This window comes from Halomonas binhaiensis (genome assembly GCF_008329985.2).
Lineage (GTDB): Bacteria > Pseudomonadota > Gammaproteobacteria > Pseudomonadales > Halomonadaceae > Halomonas > Halomonas binhaiensis.
Genome location: NZ_CP038437.2, coordinates 2,436,277 through 2,452,203, shown reverse-complemented (window position 1 = coordinate 2,452,203; position 15,927 = coordinate 2,436,277). Strand labels below are relative to the sequence as shown.

Here is a 15,927-nt window from a genome sequence, read left to right as displayed (position 1 = left end):
GGATCGAGCACATGAATGTCGAAAACATGAATCTCGAAAACGTGAGTTTCGGAAACATGAGCCTCGGAAATGAGTGGATCAGCGGGTAATGAGACGACCTTCCTCGTCGAAGGCGAGTTGACGGTTGCGTCCGGCAAACCAGCTGCATGCAGCGGCCAGTGTGGCGATGCCCACCAGTGCTGCAGTAATCCAGGGGATGCCGACATCGAGCTGGAGCATGATGCCGACACTAAAGGGTCCCAAGGAGGCAAGAGCGTAGCCGCCTCCCTGGGCAAGGCCAGAAAGGCGGCCAGCCAAGCGCGAATCCGCACTACGCAGCACGATCAGAGCCAGTGCGAGGCTGAAACTGCCACCCTGGCCAAGGCCAAGCATCACCACGCCAGGCAGTTTCCAGAATGGGCCTGCCAACAGTAACAGGCACAAGCCAATCGTCGAGAAGCTGAGCCCCAGCAGCAGTGCTGGGCGCTGGTCTCGGCCCAGGCGTGCAAGCCAGGGAGCGGCCAGTGCCGAGATCAACTGAACCAACACCGACATGCCCATCAGCCAGCCGGCCTCGGCTTCGTCATAACCTCGCTTGACGAGCAGGGTGGGTAGCCAGCCAAAGACGATGTAGGCCAGGGAAGACTGAGCTCCCATGAATACCATGATCTGCCAGGTGAGCGGCTGGCGCAGAATGCCTCTGGTGGCGCCAGTTCCTGTCTGACCTGGCGCATGTGGGGTAGCGGGGGTGCGAGGCATGCCCAGTTCCCAGGCCACAAGTGCCACGATGGCCAGTAACGACCAGGCAGCAAGCCCGGGAGGCCAGCCCCCCAGCCAGTCGCTGAGAGGAATGGACAGGCCTGCACCGAGGGCACCACCAAGGCACAGGGCCATGGTATATACCCCTGTCATGAGGTCAGCACCACGAGGCAGTTCGCGTTTGACCAGTGCCGGTAACAGGGCGCCACCCACACCGATGCCAGCACCGACCAGGAAAGTACCTGTAAACAGCGCCCAGGGGCTGGCAAGCCAGCGCAGCAGCAAGCCAGCGGCAATGACGACCAGGGACAGCGCCAGAGCACGCTCCGGACCAAACTGGCGCGACAGGCGTGGTGCTGCCGGAGCAAACAGGCCAAGACATAGTACTGGCAGTGTTGTCAGTGCACCGATGGACAACGGGGTCAGCGCAGTATCCTGCTGAACCCGGTTGAGCACCGGGGCCAGGGATGACAAGGCCGGGCGCAGGTTCAGCCCAACCAGTACCATCAGAAACAAAAATCGCCACGGAATGGTCTTGGCTGTCATCTCAGGCCCCAGAGCAGGTATCGGACAGGGTCGAAAAGTACGAGCTACGCCAGATGTGGGCGCAGATCACCACGGACTTGATCGGCGAATGTCAGGAAGTTGGTCTGACGGTCGCCATCGGTACGGTCAACACGCACGACCAGGGCCATGTTCTGACTGGTCAACAACTGGTCGTAGATTTCCAGTGTGACTTTTTCCGCAGCTGTCTTGCCGGGCTCCTGTTGCCCATTCTCCAGGCGAAAGGTTTCCAGCAGTGTGGCGCGAACCCGTGTGGTCCCTCCTTCAGCCAGGACCCGGCGAACAAACAGCCAGCCTTCGCAAGTGACGGTGACGCCATCGTGGTCGCGCTGATAGAGGGTGCGATAGCAGGCTCCCTGCTCTGCGCCCTTGTCTGCCATGCTGCGGTAGGCTTCGGTCATGCGGGTCGCAGAGATCCGGGCATCGTCGAGCTTCTTGCGTGCTGCACGAAACTCGCTGTCCAGTTGAGACTGGCGCCGGAAAGCTCGCCACTGGAGATATTCATTGATCAGTTCTTTGGAGGCCATCCTGTCATCCTCGGAATTCGGCAAGGACCGCGCTGTTTTCACCGATACTTTTCACTGGCCTGTGTATCGGCCTGTGCTGTCAAACAGGGCGGTCCAGAAGAGTGGGTTCGTTAAGCCTGACGACGCTGACTGGAGCGACTGCGCCGACGACGTGCTGTCGGCTGGTCGGTGCCCTCGGTCGTGCGGGACGTGTTCCCGTTATTACGTTGGCCGCCATTACGGCCCTGGGCACTTCGACGCTCCTGGTCGCTCCTAGTGCGTTTCTGCCCATTGGTATTGTCACGGCTTCGTCTTTGACCGCCATTCCCGCGGTTGCGGCCATTTTCGATGGGTTCCGGTTTGGCATTGGGGTCTGGCTCAAAACCCGGTTCAATGCGTTTTTCCAGGTCTCGCTTGATCAGGCGCTCGATGTTGCGCAACAGGCCATGCTCATCCACACAGACCAGCGACACCGCCTGGCCTTCATTGCCGGCACGTCCGGTGCGGCCAATGCGATGCACATAGTCTTCGGCAACGTTAGGCAGCTCGAAGTTGACGACGTGGGGCAGTTCGTCGATATCCAGGCCACGGGCGGCGATATCGGTTGCCACCAGCACCTGCAGCTCGCCTGACTTGAAGGCTCCCAGGGCGCGAGTACGGGCAGATTGGCTTTTGTTGCCATGGATGGCCATGGCCGAAATGTCCTGCTTGCCAAGGTGTTCTGCCAGACGGTTGGCACCATGCTTGGTGCGGGTGAATACCAGTACCTGGTACCACTGCTGTGTCGTGATCAGGTGGGACAATAGTTCACGCTTGCGCTCACGGTCGACTCGGTAGATCGCTTGATCGACGGTTTCCGCCGTGGTGTTGCGGCGAGCCACTTCGATCAGCTGCGGGTTGTTCAGCAAGCGATCGGCCAGTGCCTGGATCTCATTGGAGAACGTCGCCGAGAACAGCAGGTTCTGACGTGCCTGGGGCAATAGTTTCAGTACGCGGCGAATGTCATGGATGAAGCCCATGTCAAGCATGCGGTCGGCTTCGTCCAGGACCAGGATCTCTACTTTGGATAGATCCACATGGCCCTGCTGATGCAAGTCGAGCAGACGACCCGGTGTAGCAATGAGAATATCCAGACCCGGGCGCAGGGCATCGATCTGCGGTTGCTGGCCAACGCCACCAAAGATCACGTGGCTGGTCAGTTTCAGGAAACGTCCATAGGCGCTGACGCTTTCACCAACCTGAGCCGCCAGCTCGCGGGTTGGGGTAAGCACCAGAGACCGGACCTGACGGGGTTGCGGACGTGGCCCGTCGGCCAGGCGCTGAAGCATGGGAAGGGTAAAGCCAGCCGTCTTGCCTGTACCGGTTTGGGCGCTGGCGAGAAGATCGCCTCCCTGGATGACGGCGGGGATGGCCTGACGTTGAATCGGAGTAGGGGTATCGTAACCCAGCGCTTCGATGGCTCGAAGCAGTTCGGCACGCAGGCCGAGGTCGGAAAAACTCATGCAAGCTCCAGCTCGCACGCACTCGCAGGACATCATCAAGACGACGTCAGTACAGTCCTTGCGCGAGGCGTGGGGAAAAAATCGGATGACCGCCAAACAGTAACAAGGGAATAAAGAGTGTTTTCTGGGAAAACACTGCACCAGGGCATTGATGCGAGAACCGCTCAGTGCAGCGTGTCATTCATCGCATCATCAACCTATGTAGTGCTTTCTTGAGAAAATACAACACACTGTGTGAAGCAGTTCCCTTACAAGCAGCGGCCATGATGACAGAAATCATGCTGCTGCGCAGCTTGAGTCTGCTGACAAACTACTGGGCTCGGCCATGCGGCGATAAAATCCGTCTCAAAATGCTCATTTACGCCTTGTAAACTGCGCTTCTTGTCTCGCGGCGTCCCTGCCGCTCGCTCTGTGAGCAGCAGAGCTGCCCAAATCGTCAACCCTGACGATTTGTCGGCGGATTTTGCCTTGCTTGACCATCGCTCGTGACTTTTGTCAGCCGCCTCGCTTGGTAATTCACTTCAGGAGTTCGTGCTACGAACGCCAGCGGCGATATCGTCAGCCACCTGGTCCCAACTGCGCCCTAGTGCGCGCACCAAAGCCGGGTAACCGTCATTGCCAAGATCGACCTGAGCATTGAAGGGTGCATAGCTGACAACAGTGCCCTGATCGTCGCGCAATAGCCATTGGCCCGATGCAATCGCGTAACCGGCATAGTGTCCCTGGAAGCGATCAACAGAAATTTCCAGTGTCAGGGCGTCCTGTGGAGAGTTGCCACGGGCCAGCAGCACCTTTTGGCCAGGAAGTCGCTGTGCAAGGCGGTCGCGCATGCCTCGCTCAAGCTGCTGGCTGAGCGGGGCAGCCCATAGATTGCTGTTGGCTTCATTGAGTGTGAGGTCATCCAACTGCAGCACGATGCCATCGTTGCTGAGGAAGTCTGCCATGCGTGGAGACGAGATCAGCAACGTGGTGGTGGATGCCGTCGGCACTCTGGCGTCCGTGCTGCCAGCATCTGCCGGCAGCAGGTAACGGTTGGTGGTCGGAGCGCTGCTAGCGCAGCCTCCCAGCCATAGTGCCAGCAGGGGAAGGCTGAGTTTCCATATCGGCCTCATTGGCTGCTCCTGGTGTTCGGGGCTCGGGGAATGGGGTCTTCGGTATCGAGGCTGTCGAAAATCAGTGAACTGGGTTTATCACTGATCTTGCGTGCAGCAGGCTGCAGGTCACGCATCAGTGTCTCGACTTCATCAAGCGTTCTGGTCAGGTCCTGATACGCATCGGAGTTAGGAGATATCCCTCCGATGGTGCGCTTGAGCTCTTGCAACGTCGAGTTGAGGTTGCCCAGCAGATTCTGAGTTTCCGGACTACCGAGCAACTGATTCATATGGCTCACCAGTTCCTTGGCTTGATTGAGGGTGGCCTCTGACACCTGCAGGTTGCGATCCAGGCCGCTGAGGACGGATTCCACATCAAGTTTGTTGAGCTTGTCGAGCAACGCAGTGACCTGGGACTGGATTTGAGCCAGACCAGAGCGAGAAGTCGGAAAGACAGGACGACCGGCGAAGGTTTCCGCTGTGTACTGGCCGCGCAGAGCAGGGTCGAACTTCAGTTCCACGAACAGCGCGCCAGTGATCAGGCTGCCGCTCTTGAGCGTGGCTCTCAGGCCAGCATTGAACAAGCGCTCGTAGCGGGTCTTCCATTCATCAATATCCATCTCCAGGCCAAGGCGCTGGGGCTCGATACGGATCAATACTGGAATGGCCAGAGTGTCACGCTGCTCATCGCGAATCGATGAGAAATTCCACGGCACGGCAGCTACAGTACCAATGCGTACGCCGCGGAATTCCACCGGTGCACCCTTGCTCAGGCCTCGCACAGTGTCTTCGACCAGCAGCACATAGTCGAGGTGTCGGTTGAAGGAGCCCTGGCGAGCTTCCTCTTCGTCGGTATACAGCTGGAACGTCGTATCTGCTTCGACAGGGGCTCCGGCAGGGATGTCCTCGGGAACGCCGAAGGTGAGGCCACCGCCAATCAAGGACTCGAGAGAGCCTACCTTGACCTGGATGCCGTCAGCCCCGAGGCTGACGTCGAGACCACTGGCGGTCCAGAAGCGGGTGTTCTCAGTGACCAGTTGGTCATAGGGACTTTCGATGAAAATCCGGTGCTGCATCGTCTGGCTCTTGACATCGAACTTGGCCTCTTCGACCTGACCGACATTGATTCCCTGGTAAACCACTGGATCAGCGACCTTGAGCGAGCTGCCTGTCTGGCTGACCAGGGTGAGACGAATGCCCTCTGCGCCAGGCGATGCTACAGGTGGCTGGTCATGGACATCGAAGCTGTTGTCCGAGACATCGCTCTCACCTGGCTCAAGCTGGATATAGGCGCCGGAAAGCACTGTACCCAGGCCGCTGATTCCACCACGCCCGATGCGCGGCTTGACGACCCAGAAATAGCTGTCCTCGACCAGCATGGGGTCGGCTTCCGGTGTCATGCGAGCGGTGATCTCGACACCGGAAAGGTCTTCACTCAAGCGTACGGTTTCGACCTGGCCGACTTCTACGTTGCGTGTCTTGATCAGTGTCTTGCCTGCCTCGATACCTTCCGCTGTGGGCATATGAAGGCTAATCAGCGGTCCACGGCTGGAGTAATTGTCATAGACCAGCCAGGCGCCGATGAATAGCGCGACCAGTGGCACTATCCATACGGGGGACAAGCGAGACTGACGTGTCGGTGTAGCCCGATGGGGATCGTCCTGTTCGGATCCTGGTGTGCGTGTATCGCCGTCGGTCATGGCGTTCTTCCCTGATTGTCGTAAATGCTGGCGTCAGAGCCCTTTATCTTGGCAGATGATACTTCATCCCACAGCAGTCGTGGATCAAAGCACATGGCAGCGACCATGGTGAGTATGACGACGCAAGCGAAGGCCAGGGCCGCGGGGCCGGGGGAAACCGACATCAGGGCGCCTGCACGAATCAGTGCAGTGAGAATGGCTACCACGAAGACGTCGACCATGGACCAGCGCCCAATGAACTCTGTCAGCCGATAAAGGCGTGTGCGCGTGCTGGAGCGCATGCCTGGTGCTCTGGGGGCTACCAGGCATAGCCAGGCCAGGGCCAGCATCTTGCCGATGGGTACCAGAACACTGGCAACGAATATCACGATAGCCACAGGCCATGAACCATGACTGGCCAGATAGATGACCCCTCCAATGATGGTGTTGGGGTCGGAGCTGCCCAGGCTGGTGGTGTACATGATGGGGTAGAGATTGGCCGGAATATAGAGCACTGCAGCGGTCAGCAACAATGCCCAGCTGTATTGCAGGCTGCGTGGCTTGCGGGCGTGAAGCTTCTCGCCACATCGCTCGCAGGAGCCATGACCATGTTCATCAAGACGTCCGATCAAGCCGCAGGTATGACAACCCGCGAGATTCTGGGATGCAGCTGTAGCACCCGTATGGATACCTTCCGGTGCTGACGGCTCACCACCGGAAAGGGAAAACCATAGCCAATCGGAATCGAGGGACAGGGTGGTGGCCAGCAACAGCAGGGCATAAGCAATGAAGGCCCAGAACGAGACACCCAGTGAAACTTCAGCCAGGCCAGCAATCTTGATCAGACTGACCATGGTACCCACGATGAACACATCAGCCATCATCCACGGCGTGATATGTCCCAGCATACGGGCAATGGTGCGGCTCCAGGGTAGGCGATGAGGCAGCAGCAAGCTGATTTGCACCCATATGGCGGCCATCAGGTATAGCGCCGGTAGTACAAATACGGCCATCAGCACCATGAGTGCCACGATGGGCTGGTGTTGGGCGAGCATCTCCGTGGCTGTCTGGGTGACCTCGATCTGATTACCGATGCCTCGCACGCTGAAGCGAATAAAGGGAAAGGAAATAGCGGCTATCAAGGCGATGGACGCGCTGACGGCCAGTGCCAGGCAACGCTGGACAGGAAGCGAATTACGCTTGGCCAGAACCCCACCACAACGTATGCAGCATGCTTGCTGACCGGGTTGCAGTGGTGGCAAGGCCATCACCCAGTCGCATTCATGGCAAGCGCGCAAGCGCCTCCGTGATGTCGGATGATGTTCCGGTGCCGGGTGTTCAGAAATCGGGGTATTGCGAAGTCTGACGAGAGGGCCGTGGATAGGGCTGGGCACTGGGGTGGGTCTCCTCCCAAGAAGACAGAATCCAAAATGCTTGGCGAACAACTGTGCTCTATCATGCGACGTCACCAGGCAACGTTGCATGCCATGCTGAGTTGTAAGCAGCTTGGACAATAGTCGAAAATCGGTCCATCGCGCATGACCGCAGTCTATTGTCTGTTCCATTGAATAAGAGTTTGACACGTTGACGTGAGCGACACCATAGACAACCATGCAGCCTCAATTTCTATCGAGGAATGGACATGTTACTGGCGGCCGTGGCGGTCATTGCGGGACTGGTTGTACTTATCTGGAGTGCTGATCGCTTTGTGGATGGTGCGGCATCAACATCTGCCAGGTTGGGACTATCGCCATTGCTGATTGGCATGCTGGTCATCGGTTTTGGCACTTCGGCACCTGAATTGACGGTATCTGCACTGGCAGCGGCCCAAGGCAATCCAGGGCTGGCGCTGGGTAATGCCTATGGCTCGAATATTGCCAATATCGGTCTGATTCTTGGCCTGGTGGCGATCGTTTCACCTCTGGCTGTGAGCACTTCGGTGATTCGCCGTGAGCTGCCGGTGCTCGGTGTGGCCATGCTGGTGTCTGCGTTGATGATGTTGGGAGGAATGATCGGTCGCCTGGAAGGTGCCGTGCTGCTGGCGGCGCTGCTGGGCTTCATTGGTTTCAGTATCTTCAACAGTCGGCGTTCTACGGCTGCTGGAGAAGTGGATTCTCTGGCGACGGATACCATGACCGAGATTGAATCCCATCCCATGTCACTGAAAGTATCCGTCATGTGGACGCTCATTGGTCTGGTCCTGCTGATCGCCAGCTCTCGCCTGCTGGTCTGGGGAGCGGTGGAAATTGCCCAGGGACTCGGGGTTTCAGACTTGATCATTGGTTTGACCGTGGTCGCGGTAGGAACATCTCTGCCGGAACTGGCTTCCTCTCTCAGCGCGTTGCGCCGCAATGAACATGACCTGGTGGTTGGCAATGTGGTGGGTTCCAACCTGTTCAATACTTTGGGCGTGGTCGGCTTGGCTGCCGTCATCGCGCCGGTCGAGGTAGGAACAGAAGTTCTACTGAGGGATTGGAGCGTCATGACAGTCATGACGGTGCTGATGGCTGTGTTTGCGTTAGGTTGGCCGAGCAGAGCAGGACGTATCACACGAGTCGATGGAATGGTCTTTCTGGCCATGTACATCGCCTATACCACTTACATGGTATCCCTGGTTTTGTCCTAGGGCATCTTGCGGCCAAGTGCCGCTGTGGCATGGTGCCGCGCGACAATTTCCCTCATGCGACAGAAGTAGGAGTAGGCTCTATGCTTAGTGCGAGTTCGAATCGAACTTGCACAGTTTGCGAGGGAACGCCTTGATTCAGTGGTACGAAATCACTGTGGCGCCACCAGGCACATCTCGAGCAGGATGATTCGGGCTCGCGCATTGCGGGGGAGAATCTGGCAAGGATTGCATCAGCCTATTCTCCTCCTGCTTGATTCTTTTCTGTTGCGAGGAACGTGCCATGGAACTGGACCCCGTGATCTTGTCACGCATACAGTTCGCCTTTGTCGTATCCTTCCATGCCATCTTTCCGGTGTTCACCATCGGTCTGGCATCCTATGTGGCCTTGCTTCATGGCCTGTTCTACAAAACCGGTAACCATGCCTGGGAGCGTCTGGCGGCTTTCTGGGTCAAGGTGTTTGCCGTGGTCTTCGGCATGGGCGTGGTCTCCGGTATCGTCATGGCTTTCCAGTTCGGTACCAACTGGAGCAACTTCAGTCTGGCAGGTTCCAACTTCCTGGGGCCGATGCTCAGTTATGAAGTCGTGACGGCTTTCTTCCTTGAAGCAGGCTTTCTCGGTGTGCTGCTGTTTGGGCGGGGCAAGGTGCCTGAAGGCGTTCACTTATTCGCTGCCATCATGGTGGCTGTGGGTACGTTCATTTCAGCATTCTGGATTCTCTCTACCAATAGCTGGATGCAGACACCGGCGGGGGTGGAATTGGTCAATGGCCGTTTCCATGTCACGGATTGGTCTGAAGCGATGTTCACAGCATCGTTTCCTTATCGCTTCGTCCATATGGCGTTGGCTTCGTTCCTCACTGGCGGCTTTGTGGTGGCGGGCGTCAGTGCCTGGTATCTGCTGATTGGACGCGACGTGGAAGCCAATCGCAAGGCGCTTTCCATGTGCCTGTGGCTGTTGTTGGTGTTGACTCCTGTGCAGGCTGTCGTCGGTGATGCCCACGGTCTCAATACTCTTGAGCACCAGCCGACCAAGGTGGCGGCCATGGAGGCCAATTGGGAGACGCAGTCCAATGTGCCGCTGCTGCTGTTTGCCTGGCCAGACAAGGAAGCCCAGGAGAACCGTTTTGAAATCGGTATTCCCAGCCTGGCAAGCCTGATCCTGACGCATGACGTCAATGGCGTGGTACCTGGGCTCAAGGAAGTGCCGCCAGAAGAGCAGCCCCCCGTTGCATTTGTGTTCTGGTCCTTCCGCGCCATGGTTGCCATGGGCATGTTGATGATCCTGGTGTCTTTTGTTGGTCTGTGGCTGCGTCGAGGTGGGCGCGTGTATCACTCCAAGCCTTTCCTGCAGACACTCAGGCTGATGACCATCTCCCCCTTCATTGCCGTGCTGGGCGGCTGGTTCGTGACTGAAGCAGGGCGCTCTCCGTGGCTGGTATACGGCATCATGACCCAGGCCGAGGCAGTCACTCCCTCTCTGACAGGCTGGATGGTGCTGGCCACGCTGATCGGATATGCCGCAGTGTACGCGGTGGTATTCCTCACGGGAGCCTATTACCTGACCCGCGTTGTGCGCCAGGGCATGCTGGCAGAAGAACCTCATCACGAGGTGGAGCAACCCATGCGTCCGTTGTCTGCCGCACATACTTCGCTTGAAGCCGATTCCGGCCGCGTTATCGGGAGCTGATCTCATGGAACTGATCAACCTCACTATGATCTGGGCGCTGATCATCGGTTTTGGCGTCATGATGTATATCCTCATGGACGGTTTCGACCTGGGGGTCGGCATCCTGTATCCCTTTGCCCCCAATGAAGAGGCCAGGGATGTGATGATGAACTCGGTGGCTCCTGTCTGGGATGGCAACGAAACCTGGCTGATCCTGGGCGGGGCGGGGCTGCTGGCAGCTTTTCCCCTGGTTTACACCATCCTGTTGCCGGCGCTGTATCTGGGGGTCTTCCTGATGCTGGCGGGCTTGATCTTCCGCGGCATTGCCTTCGAGTTTCGCTTCAAGTCCCGGCGTAACCGTCACTGGTGGAACATCGCCTTCTGTGGAGGATCGATGCTCGCCACTTTCTGCCAGGGGGTAGTGGTAGGGGCCTATATCCAGGGCTTTACCGTGGAAAACAATGTCTATGTGGGAGGAGCGTTCGACTGGCTGTCGCCTTTCACGGTGATCACTGGATTGTCTCTGGTGGCGGGCTATGCGCTGCTCGGGGCGACATGGACCATCATGAAGAGCGAGGGAGAGGTGCAGGACTGGGCCTATCGCATCACGCCTAAACTGCTGGTGCTGGTGCTGGTCGGCTTTGCCGTGATCAGCCTCTATACGCCTTTTGTGGACGAGTACGTGCGTGAACGCTGGTTCGGGCATCTGTCCCTGTTCTGGATCTTCCCTGTGCTGGGGCTTCTGTGTGCTGCCTGGATCTGGCGCGCGGTGGGACGGCGCAATGAAGGACAACCCTTCGTTGCTACGCTGGGCCTGTTCCTGTTCAGCTACCTGGGGCTGGTGGCAAGCAAATGGCCTTACCTGGTACCGCCGGACATCACCATCTGGGATGCTGCCTCTGCACCGGAATCGCAGTTGTTCCTGCTGCTTGGCGTACTGTTTGTCATCCCGGTCGTACTGGGGTACACCGCCTGGTCCTATTGGGTGTTCAGAGGAAAGGTGCGTGGCCACGGTTACCACTGAACCATCTCACCCTCAAGAAGATGCCTCCGCATCCCGTCGACGGCGTGGCTCACCAGCCCGCCGTTGGCTGATGCAGCATGCCGCTGAGCAGCGCCTGTGGTTGTATCTGGCGGTGCTCTGCGGTTGTCTCGGTGGTTTCGCTGTCATTGCCCAACTGATACTGCTCGCTCGAGTCGTCGCCAGTGTCGTCCAAGGGGATGCTCTTGCGGCACAGTGGCCTTCGGCGGTTGCCATTGTAGTGCTGCTGGCCTTGCGTAGTGGATTGACCACGGCCCAGGAACTGCTGGCACAGAAGGCCAGTCAGAATCTGCGTCGCCAGGTGCGTGCTGAGGTATTCGATCACTGGGCACGCCTGGGGCCGGTGCGGGTGGCTAATCACCATAGTGCGGGCCTGGCCCACCAGTGGGTCGAGCAGGTCGAGGCCCTGGATGGTTATGTGGCTCGCTTTTGGGTTCAGACGCGCCTGGTGCTCCTTGTGCCAGTGGTGATCCTCGCCCTGGTGGCCTGGCAGGACTGGCTCGCGGCTGTGCTGCTGGCACTTACCGCGCCCCTGATTCCCTTGTTCATGGCGCTGGTCGGTATGGGAGCAGAGTCACTCAATCGGGAACAGTTCGTAGCGGTGGCGCGGTTGTCGGGTCACTTCATCGATCGCGTGAGGGGGATCACGACGCTACGCCTGTTCGGGGCGACTGCACGAGCCACCGAGGAAGTGTCTGCGGTCGCTCATGACTATCGCCGACGCAGCCTGCGGACACTGCGACTGGCTTTCCTTTCTTCGGCAGTGCTCGAATTCTTTTCTTCCGTGGCCATTGCGGTGGTGGCCATCTACATCGGTTTCGGTCTGCTGGGTGACATCCCCTTCGGACCTGCCTCGCAATTGACCTTGTTCAGTGGCTTGATGATTCTGTTGCTGGCCCCTGAGTTCTTTCAGCCGTTACGTACTCTGTCACAGTTCTATCATGACCGTGCATCGGCCCTGGCTGCGGCAGAAGGGCTTCATGAGCTATTGCAGGAGCCGGTCGACGCGCAGCGCCTGAACTCTGTGACTGAACCGACCTTGCAAGAGATGGGGGCGCTGGTACGCCTGCAAGGTGCGACGCTGGATCATGCGGGGAGAGGGCGGGTACTGGGGCCAGTCAACATGAGCGTCGAACGTGGTCAGGTATGGGTGTTGAGCGGACCTTCCGGTTCTGGAAAGTCCAGCCTGCTGCAACTGCTGGCCGGCTTTGTCGGTGCTGGTGAAGGTGAACGCCGGGCGATTCCCGGATTGATGTCTGCATGGATGGACCAGCGCCCTCTGTTGCTCCAGGGCAGCATCGCTGACAACTTGCGCCTGATAGCGCCCCAGGCGAGTGATGAACAATTGCACCAGGCATTGATGCGAGCAGGGCTTACCGAGGTGCTGGATGCCTTGCCTCAAGGGCTGCAAACCTCGTTGGGCGAAGGTGGGTATGGCTTATCCGGCGGTCAGGCACAACGCTTGGCATTGGCACGTATCTTCCTGAGTGATGCGCCGCTGGTGTTGCTGGACGAGCCGACAGCAAGTGTCGACGCAGAGACCGAGCGGGCGCTGGTGCAAGGATTTGAAGCCCTGGTGGCGGAAGGTCGCTCTCTGGTCATTGCGACCCACCATCCGGCGTTGATGGCCATGGGGCAGCATCATGTGGTTCTCGCGCAAGGCAAGGAGGTGTGCCATGGCTGAGCGCAGAGGGATATTCGCTACGCTTGGCCCTTGGTTACGTCTGCATGACCAGCATCGTGGGCGCCTGGTGGTGGGGGCGCTATTGATGCTGGCAACGGCACTGTCAGCACTTGGCCTGCTGGCCGTGTCCGGCTGGTTCATCACGGCTTCTGCCCTGACGGGTGTCGCCTTGGCTGCTGGTGCTGCAGCGACGCTGGATGTGTATACCCCGGGGGGCGGGATACGACTGTTTGCCGTGTCCCGCACAGTTTCCCGCTATCTGGAGCGACTGTACAACCACGACACGATTCTGCGCTTGCTGGCTGACTTGCGGGTGCGCATGTTCGCCGGTCTCGCGCGGATGGATGCCTCACGGTTGGCAGGGCGCCGCGCAAGTGACTGGCTCAATCGCCTGACGGCTGATATCGACACTCTGGATGCTCTGTATCTACGCTTACTGGCGCCCCCGCTGGTGGCATTGCTGCTGGGTGCTGCGCTGCTTGCACTGGTGGCGATCTGGTTGCCTGGTGTGGTGCTGTGGCTGGGGGGATTTCTGGTGCTGGCCTGGTGCTGGCTAACCTTTGGTCAGGCTCGGCTGGGGATGTTGGCCAGTCGGCGACGGGTCGAAACGCTGGAGCAATTACGCTCGGGCGTCATGGAGTCTCTGCGAGGCTTTGCTGAGCTGGAGGCCTACGGTGCGCTGGATCGGCGTCGTGCTCAGTTGGACGAAATCGAGACTCGGCTGTTCAAAGATCAATGGCGTCTGGCACTGGTCACCGCTATAGGCAATGCGCTGGTCACGGCGTTGATCGGAGGTGTCTGGCTGCTGTTGCTGATGGCGGGCGCAGCGGCATTTGCCAACGACGGCCTGAGCGCTCCGGTGATGGTGATGTTGCCCTTGGCCGCAATGGCGCTGAGTGAAGGGCTGGCCGCGCTGCCCGGCGCGTTCACTCAGCTTGGCGCCACGCTTGCTGCTGCTGAGCGTCTGAATGTCATTGATGCTGCTGCGATAGTGGCAGAAGGCGATGCGGTGTTGCCTCCTGGTCCGTTGTCATTGAGTGGCCAGGCATTGAGTTTTCGTTATTCCGGGGCCTTGTTTGATGCCCTGCATGATGTGAACTTGCATGTGGCAGCAGGGGAAAGCGTGGCACTGTGTGGCCCTTCTGGTGCAGGAAAGTCCACTCTGTTGGCGCTGGTGAGCGGGCAATTGAACATGCAGCAGGGGCAGTTATCGATAGACGGTCATCCTGTCGGCATGTTGCTGCCTGATGCACTGGCGGCAGGTGTAGGGTGCTTGACCCAGAAGACGGACCTATTCGATGCCAGCCTGGCGGAGAACCTGCGACTGGCTACACCAGAGGCGGATGACGCCTGCTTATGGGCGGCTCTTGAAGCCGTGGACTTGAAGGATTGGGCGCAGTCCTTGCCAGCAGGGCTAGAGACCCGAGTGGGCGAGGGAGGCCGCCAGGTATCTGGAGGACAGGCGCGACGCATTGCCTTGGCCCGGCTATCTCTGACTCAACCGGGGCTGGTGTTGCTCGATGAGCCCTTTGCGGGGCTTGATGCCGCCACTGCCGAGCGAGTCGCCGAGAGGCTCGAGCCATGGCTTAAGCAACGCACGGTGGTTTATCTGGTGCATGAGCATGACCCCGCGACACCGAAGCCCGGCATGAGCAAGGTGACGCGCAGCATTGGGTTGGCTCCTCGGCATGCGTCAACGTGGCGCACGCCAGCCGAATCCGTCACTCTATAAGGGATAATGTCTTATCGAGCGGTCAAGGAAACCGCTGTGCCCCTTTGCCTTGTGTCCCCAAGGAGTGACCATGTCCGATGATTTCCTTACCCGCCTGCCCAAAGCCGAGTTGCATTTGCATATCGAAGGCACGCTGGAACCGGAACTGATGTTCCAGTTGGCCCAGCGTAATGGTGTGACGCTTCCTTACGCAGATATCGAGGCCGCACGTGCGGCCTACGACTTTACCGACCTGCAGTCCTTTCTCGATCTTTACTACCAGGGAATGAGTGTTCTGCTGACGGCCCAGGACTTCGAGGACCTGGCCATGGCGTATTTCCAGCGCGCTGCCAAGGAGGGTGTCGTGCATGTCGAGATGCATGTAGACCCCCAGGCGCACCTTGTGCGCGGTGTGTCATTCGACACACTGATGGAAGGTCTTGTACGAGCGCGGCAACGGGCACTTGCCGAGCTGGACCTTTCCAGCGCGATGATTCTGGCTTTTCTACGCGATAGACCCGCAGCAGAAGCCATGGAAGTGCTCGAAAGCAGCCGCCATTGGCACGAGCATTTCAGCGCCGTGGGCCTCGACAGCGCAGAGCTGGGTAATCCACCGAGCAAGTTTCGCGATGTCTTTTTGCACGCCAAGGCACTTGGCCTGGCACGGGTCGCCCATGCAGGAGAAGAAGGCCCGCCTGGCTATATTCGTGAAGCCTTGGACGAGCTGGATGTATGCCGTATCGATCACGGTGTGCGTGCTGTGGAAGATGTGGAATTGCTCGAACGCTTGTCCGATGGAGGCACGGTGCTGACGGTATGCCCGCTGTCCAATGTGCGCCTGAAGGTCGTTGAACGGCTGGAGGATCACACCTTGCCGCAACTGGTAGATGCCGGTCTGGTCGTCACTCTGAATTCTGATGACCCGGCCTATTTTGGCGGTGGGTTGCGTGACAATTATGCGGAGTGCCAGCGAGCCTTTGGCTGGTCCGAGGATACCTTACGCTGGCTGGCGGGCAATGCCATTGATGCCGCCTTCATGGATGAAGACCGACGCGCCATGTTGCGTGAACGGCTTACCAATGCTTGATTGACAAGCGAGCCACGAACCGAGCATTGCG

General features: G+C 58.7%; 12 protein-coding genes. 6 read left to right on the top strand and 6 right to left on the bottom strand.

The genetic code is table 11. The features are described from left to right. Positions 1-78: 78 nt before the first annotated feature. From E4T21_RS10760 to E4T21_RS10735, 6 genes are all read right to left on the bottom strand, one after another. On the bottom strand, positions 79-1,284 hold the full coding sequence (locus E4T21_RS10760; RefSeq protein ID WP_187774974.1) for an MFS transporter: 1,206 nt from the start codon (positions 1,282-1,284) through the stop codon (positions 79-81). Between the two features lie 44 nt (positions 1,285-1,328). Continuing rightward, positions 1,329-1,829 carry a hypothetical protein gene (locus E4T21_RS10755; RefSeq protein ID WP_149284984.1) on the bottom strand — a complete coding sequence of 167 codons (501 nt, stop codon included), beginning with the start codon at positions 1,827-1,829 and terminating at the stop codon, positions 1,329-1,331. 110 nt (positions 1,830-1,939) lie between these two features. Continuing rightward, complete coding sequence (locus E4T21_RS10750) at positions 1,940-3,310, bottom strand: DEAD/DEAH box helicase (protein WP_149284983.1); 1,371 nt, start codon at positions 3,308-3,310, stop codon at positions 1,940-1,942. A gap of 521 nt (positions 3,311-3,831) precedes the next feature. Further along, complete coding sequence (locus E4T21_RS10745; protein WP_149284982.1) at positions 3,832-4,422, bottom strand: PqiC family protein; 591 nt, start codon at positions 4,420-4,422, stop codon at positions 3,832-3,834. Next, positions 4,419-6,101, bottom strand: coding sequence for an intermembrane transport protein PqiB (gene pqiB / locus E4T21_RS10740; RefSeq protein WP_149284981.1), 1,683 nt, complete (start codon positions 6,099-6,101; stop codon positions 4,419-4,421). The genes E4T21_RS10745 and pqiB overlap by 4 nt, the downstream gene beginning before the upstream one ends. Then, positions 6,098-7,474, bottom strand: coding sequence for a PqiA/YebS family transporter subunit (locus tag E4T21_RS10735; protein ID WP_420827733.1), 1,377 nt, complete (start codon positions 7,472-7,474; stop codon positions 6,098-6,100). The genes pqiB and E4T21_RS10735 overlap by 4 nt, the downstream gene beginning before the upstream one ends. Before the next feature lie 248 nt (positions 7,475-7,722). Here E4T21_RS10735 and E4T21_RS10730 point away from each other — a divergent pair, with 248 nt between their 5' ends. The 6 genes from E4T21_RS10730 (at position 7,723) to E4T21_RS10705 (ending at position 15,896) form a co-directional block, all read left to right on the top strand. Further along, positions 7,723-8,706, top strand: a complete 984-nt coding sequence (locus E4T21_RS10730) for a calcium/sodium antiporter (protein ID WP_149284980.1) — start codon at positions 7,723-7,725, stop codon at positions 8,704-8,706. A gap of 280 nt (positions 8,707-8,986) precedes the next feature. Next, positions 8,987-10,393, top strand: a complete 1,407-nt coding sequence (locus tag E4T21_RS10725) for a cytochrome ubiquinol oxidase subunit I (protein WP_149284979.1) — start codon at positions 8,987-8,989, stop codon at positions 10,391-10,393. Positions 10,394-10,397: 4 nt separating this feature from the next. Beyond that, complete coding sequence (gene cydB / locus E4T21_RS10720; RefSeq protein ID WP_149284978.1) at positions 10,398-11,396, top strand: cytochrome d ubiquinol oxidase subunit II; 999 nt, start codon at positions 10,398-10,400, stop codon at positions 11,394-11,396. Further along, positions 11,377-13,098 (top strand): thiol reductant ABC exporter subunit CydD, encoded by a 1,722-nt coding sequence (cydD, locus tag E4T21_RS10715; RefSeq protein ID WP_240349359.1) that lies wholly within the window; start codon positions 11,377-11,379, stop codon positions 13,096-13,098. Before cydB ends, cydD begins: the two co-directional genes overlap by 20 nt. Beyond that, positions 13,091-14,830: a thiol reductant ABC exporter subunit CydC gene (gene cydC, locus E4T21_RS10710; protein WP_149284977.1), complete on the top strand. Its 1,740-nt coding sequence runs from the start codon at positions 13,091-13,093 to the stop codon at positions 14,828-14,830. Before cydD ends, cydC begins: the two co-directional genes overlap by 8 nt. A 70-nt stretch (positions 14,831-14,900) precedes the next feature. Further along, a complete protein-coding gene (locus E4T21_RS10705) occupies positions 14,901-15,896 on the top strand; it encodes an adenosine deaminase (RefSeq protein ID WP_149284976.1) in 996 nt (331 codons plus the stop codon). Positions 15,897-15,927: the final 31 nt, after the last annotated feature.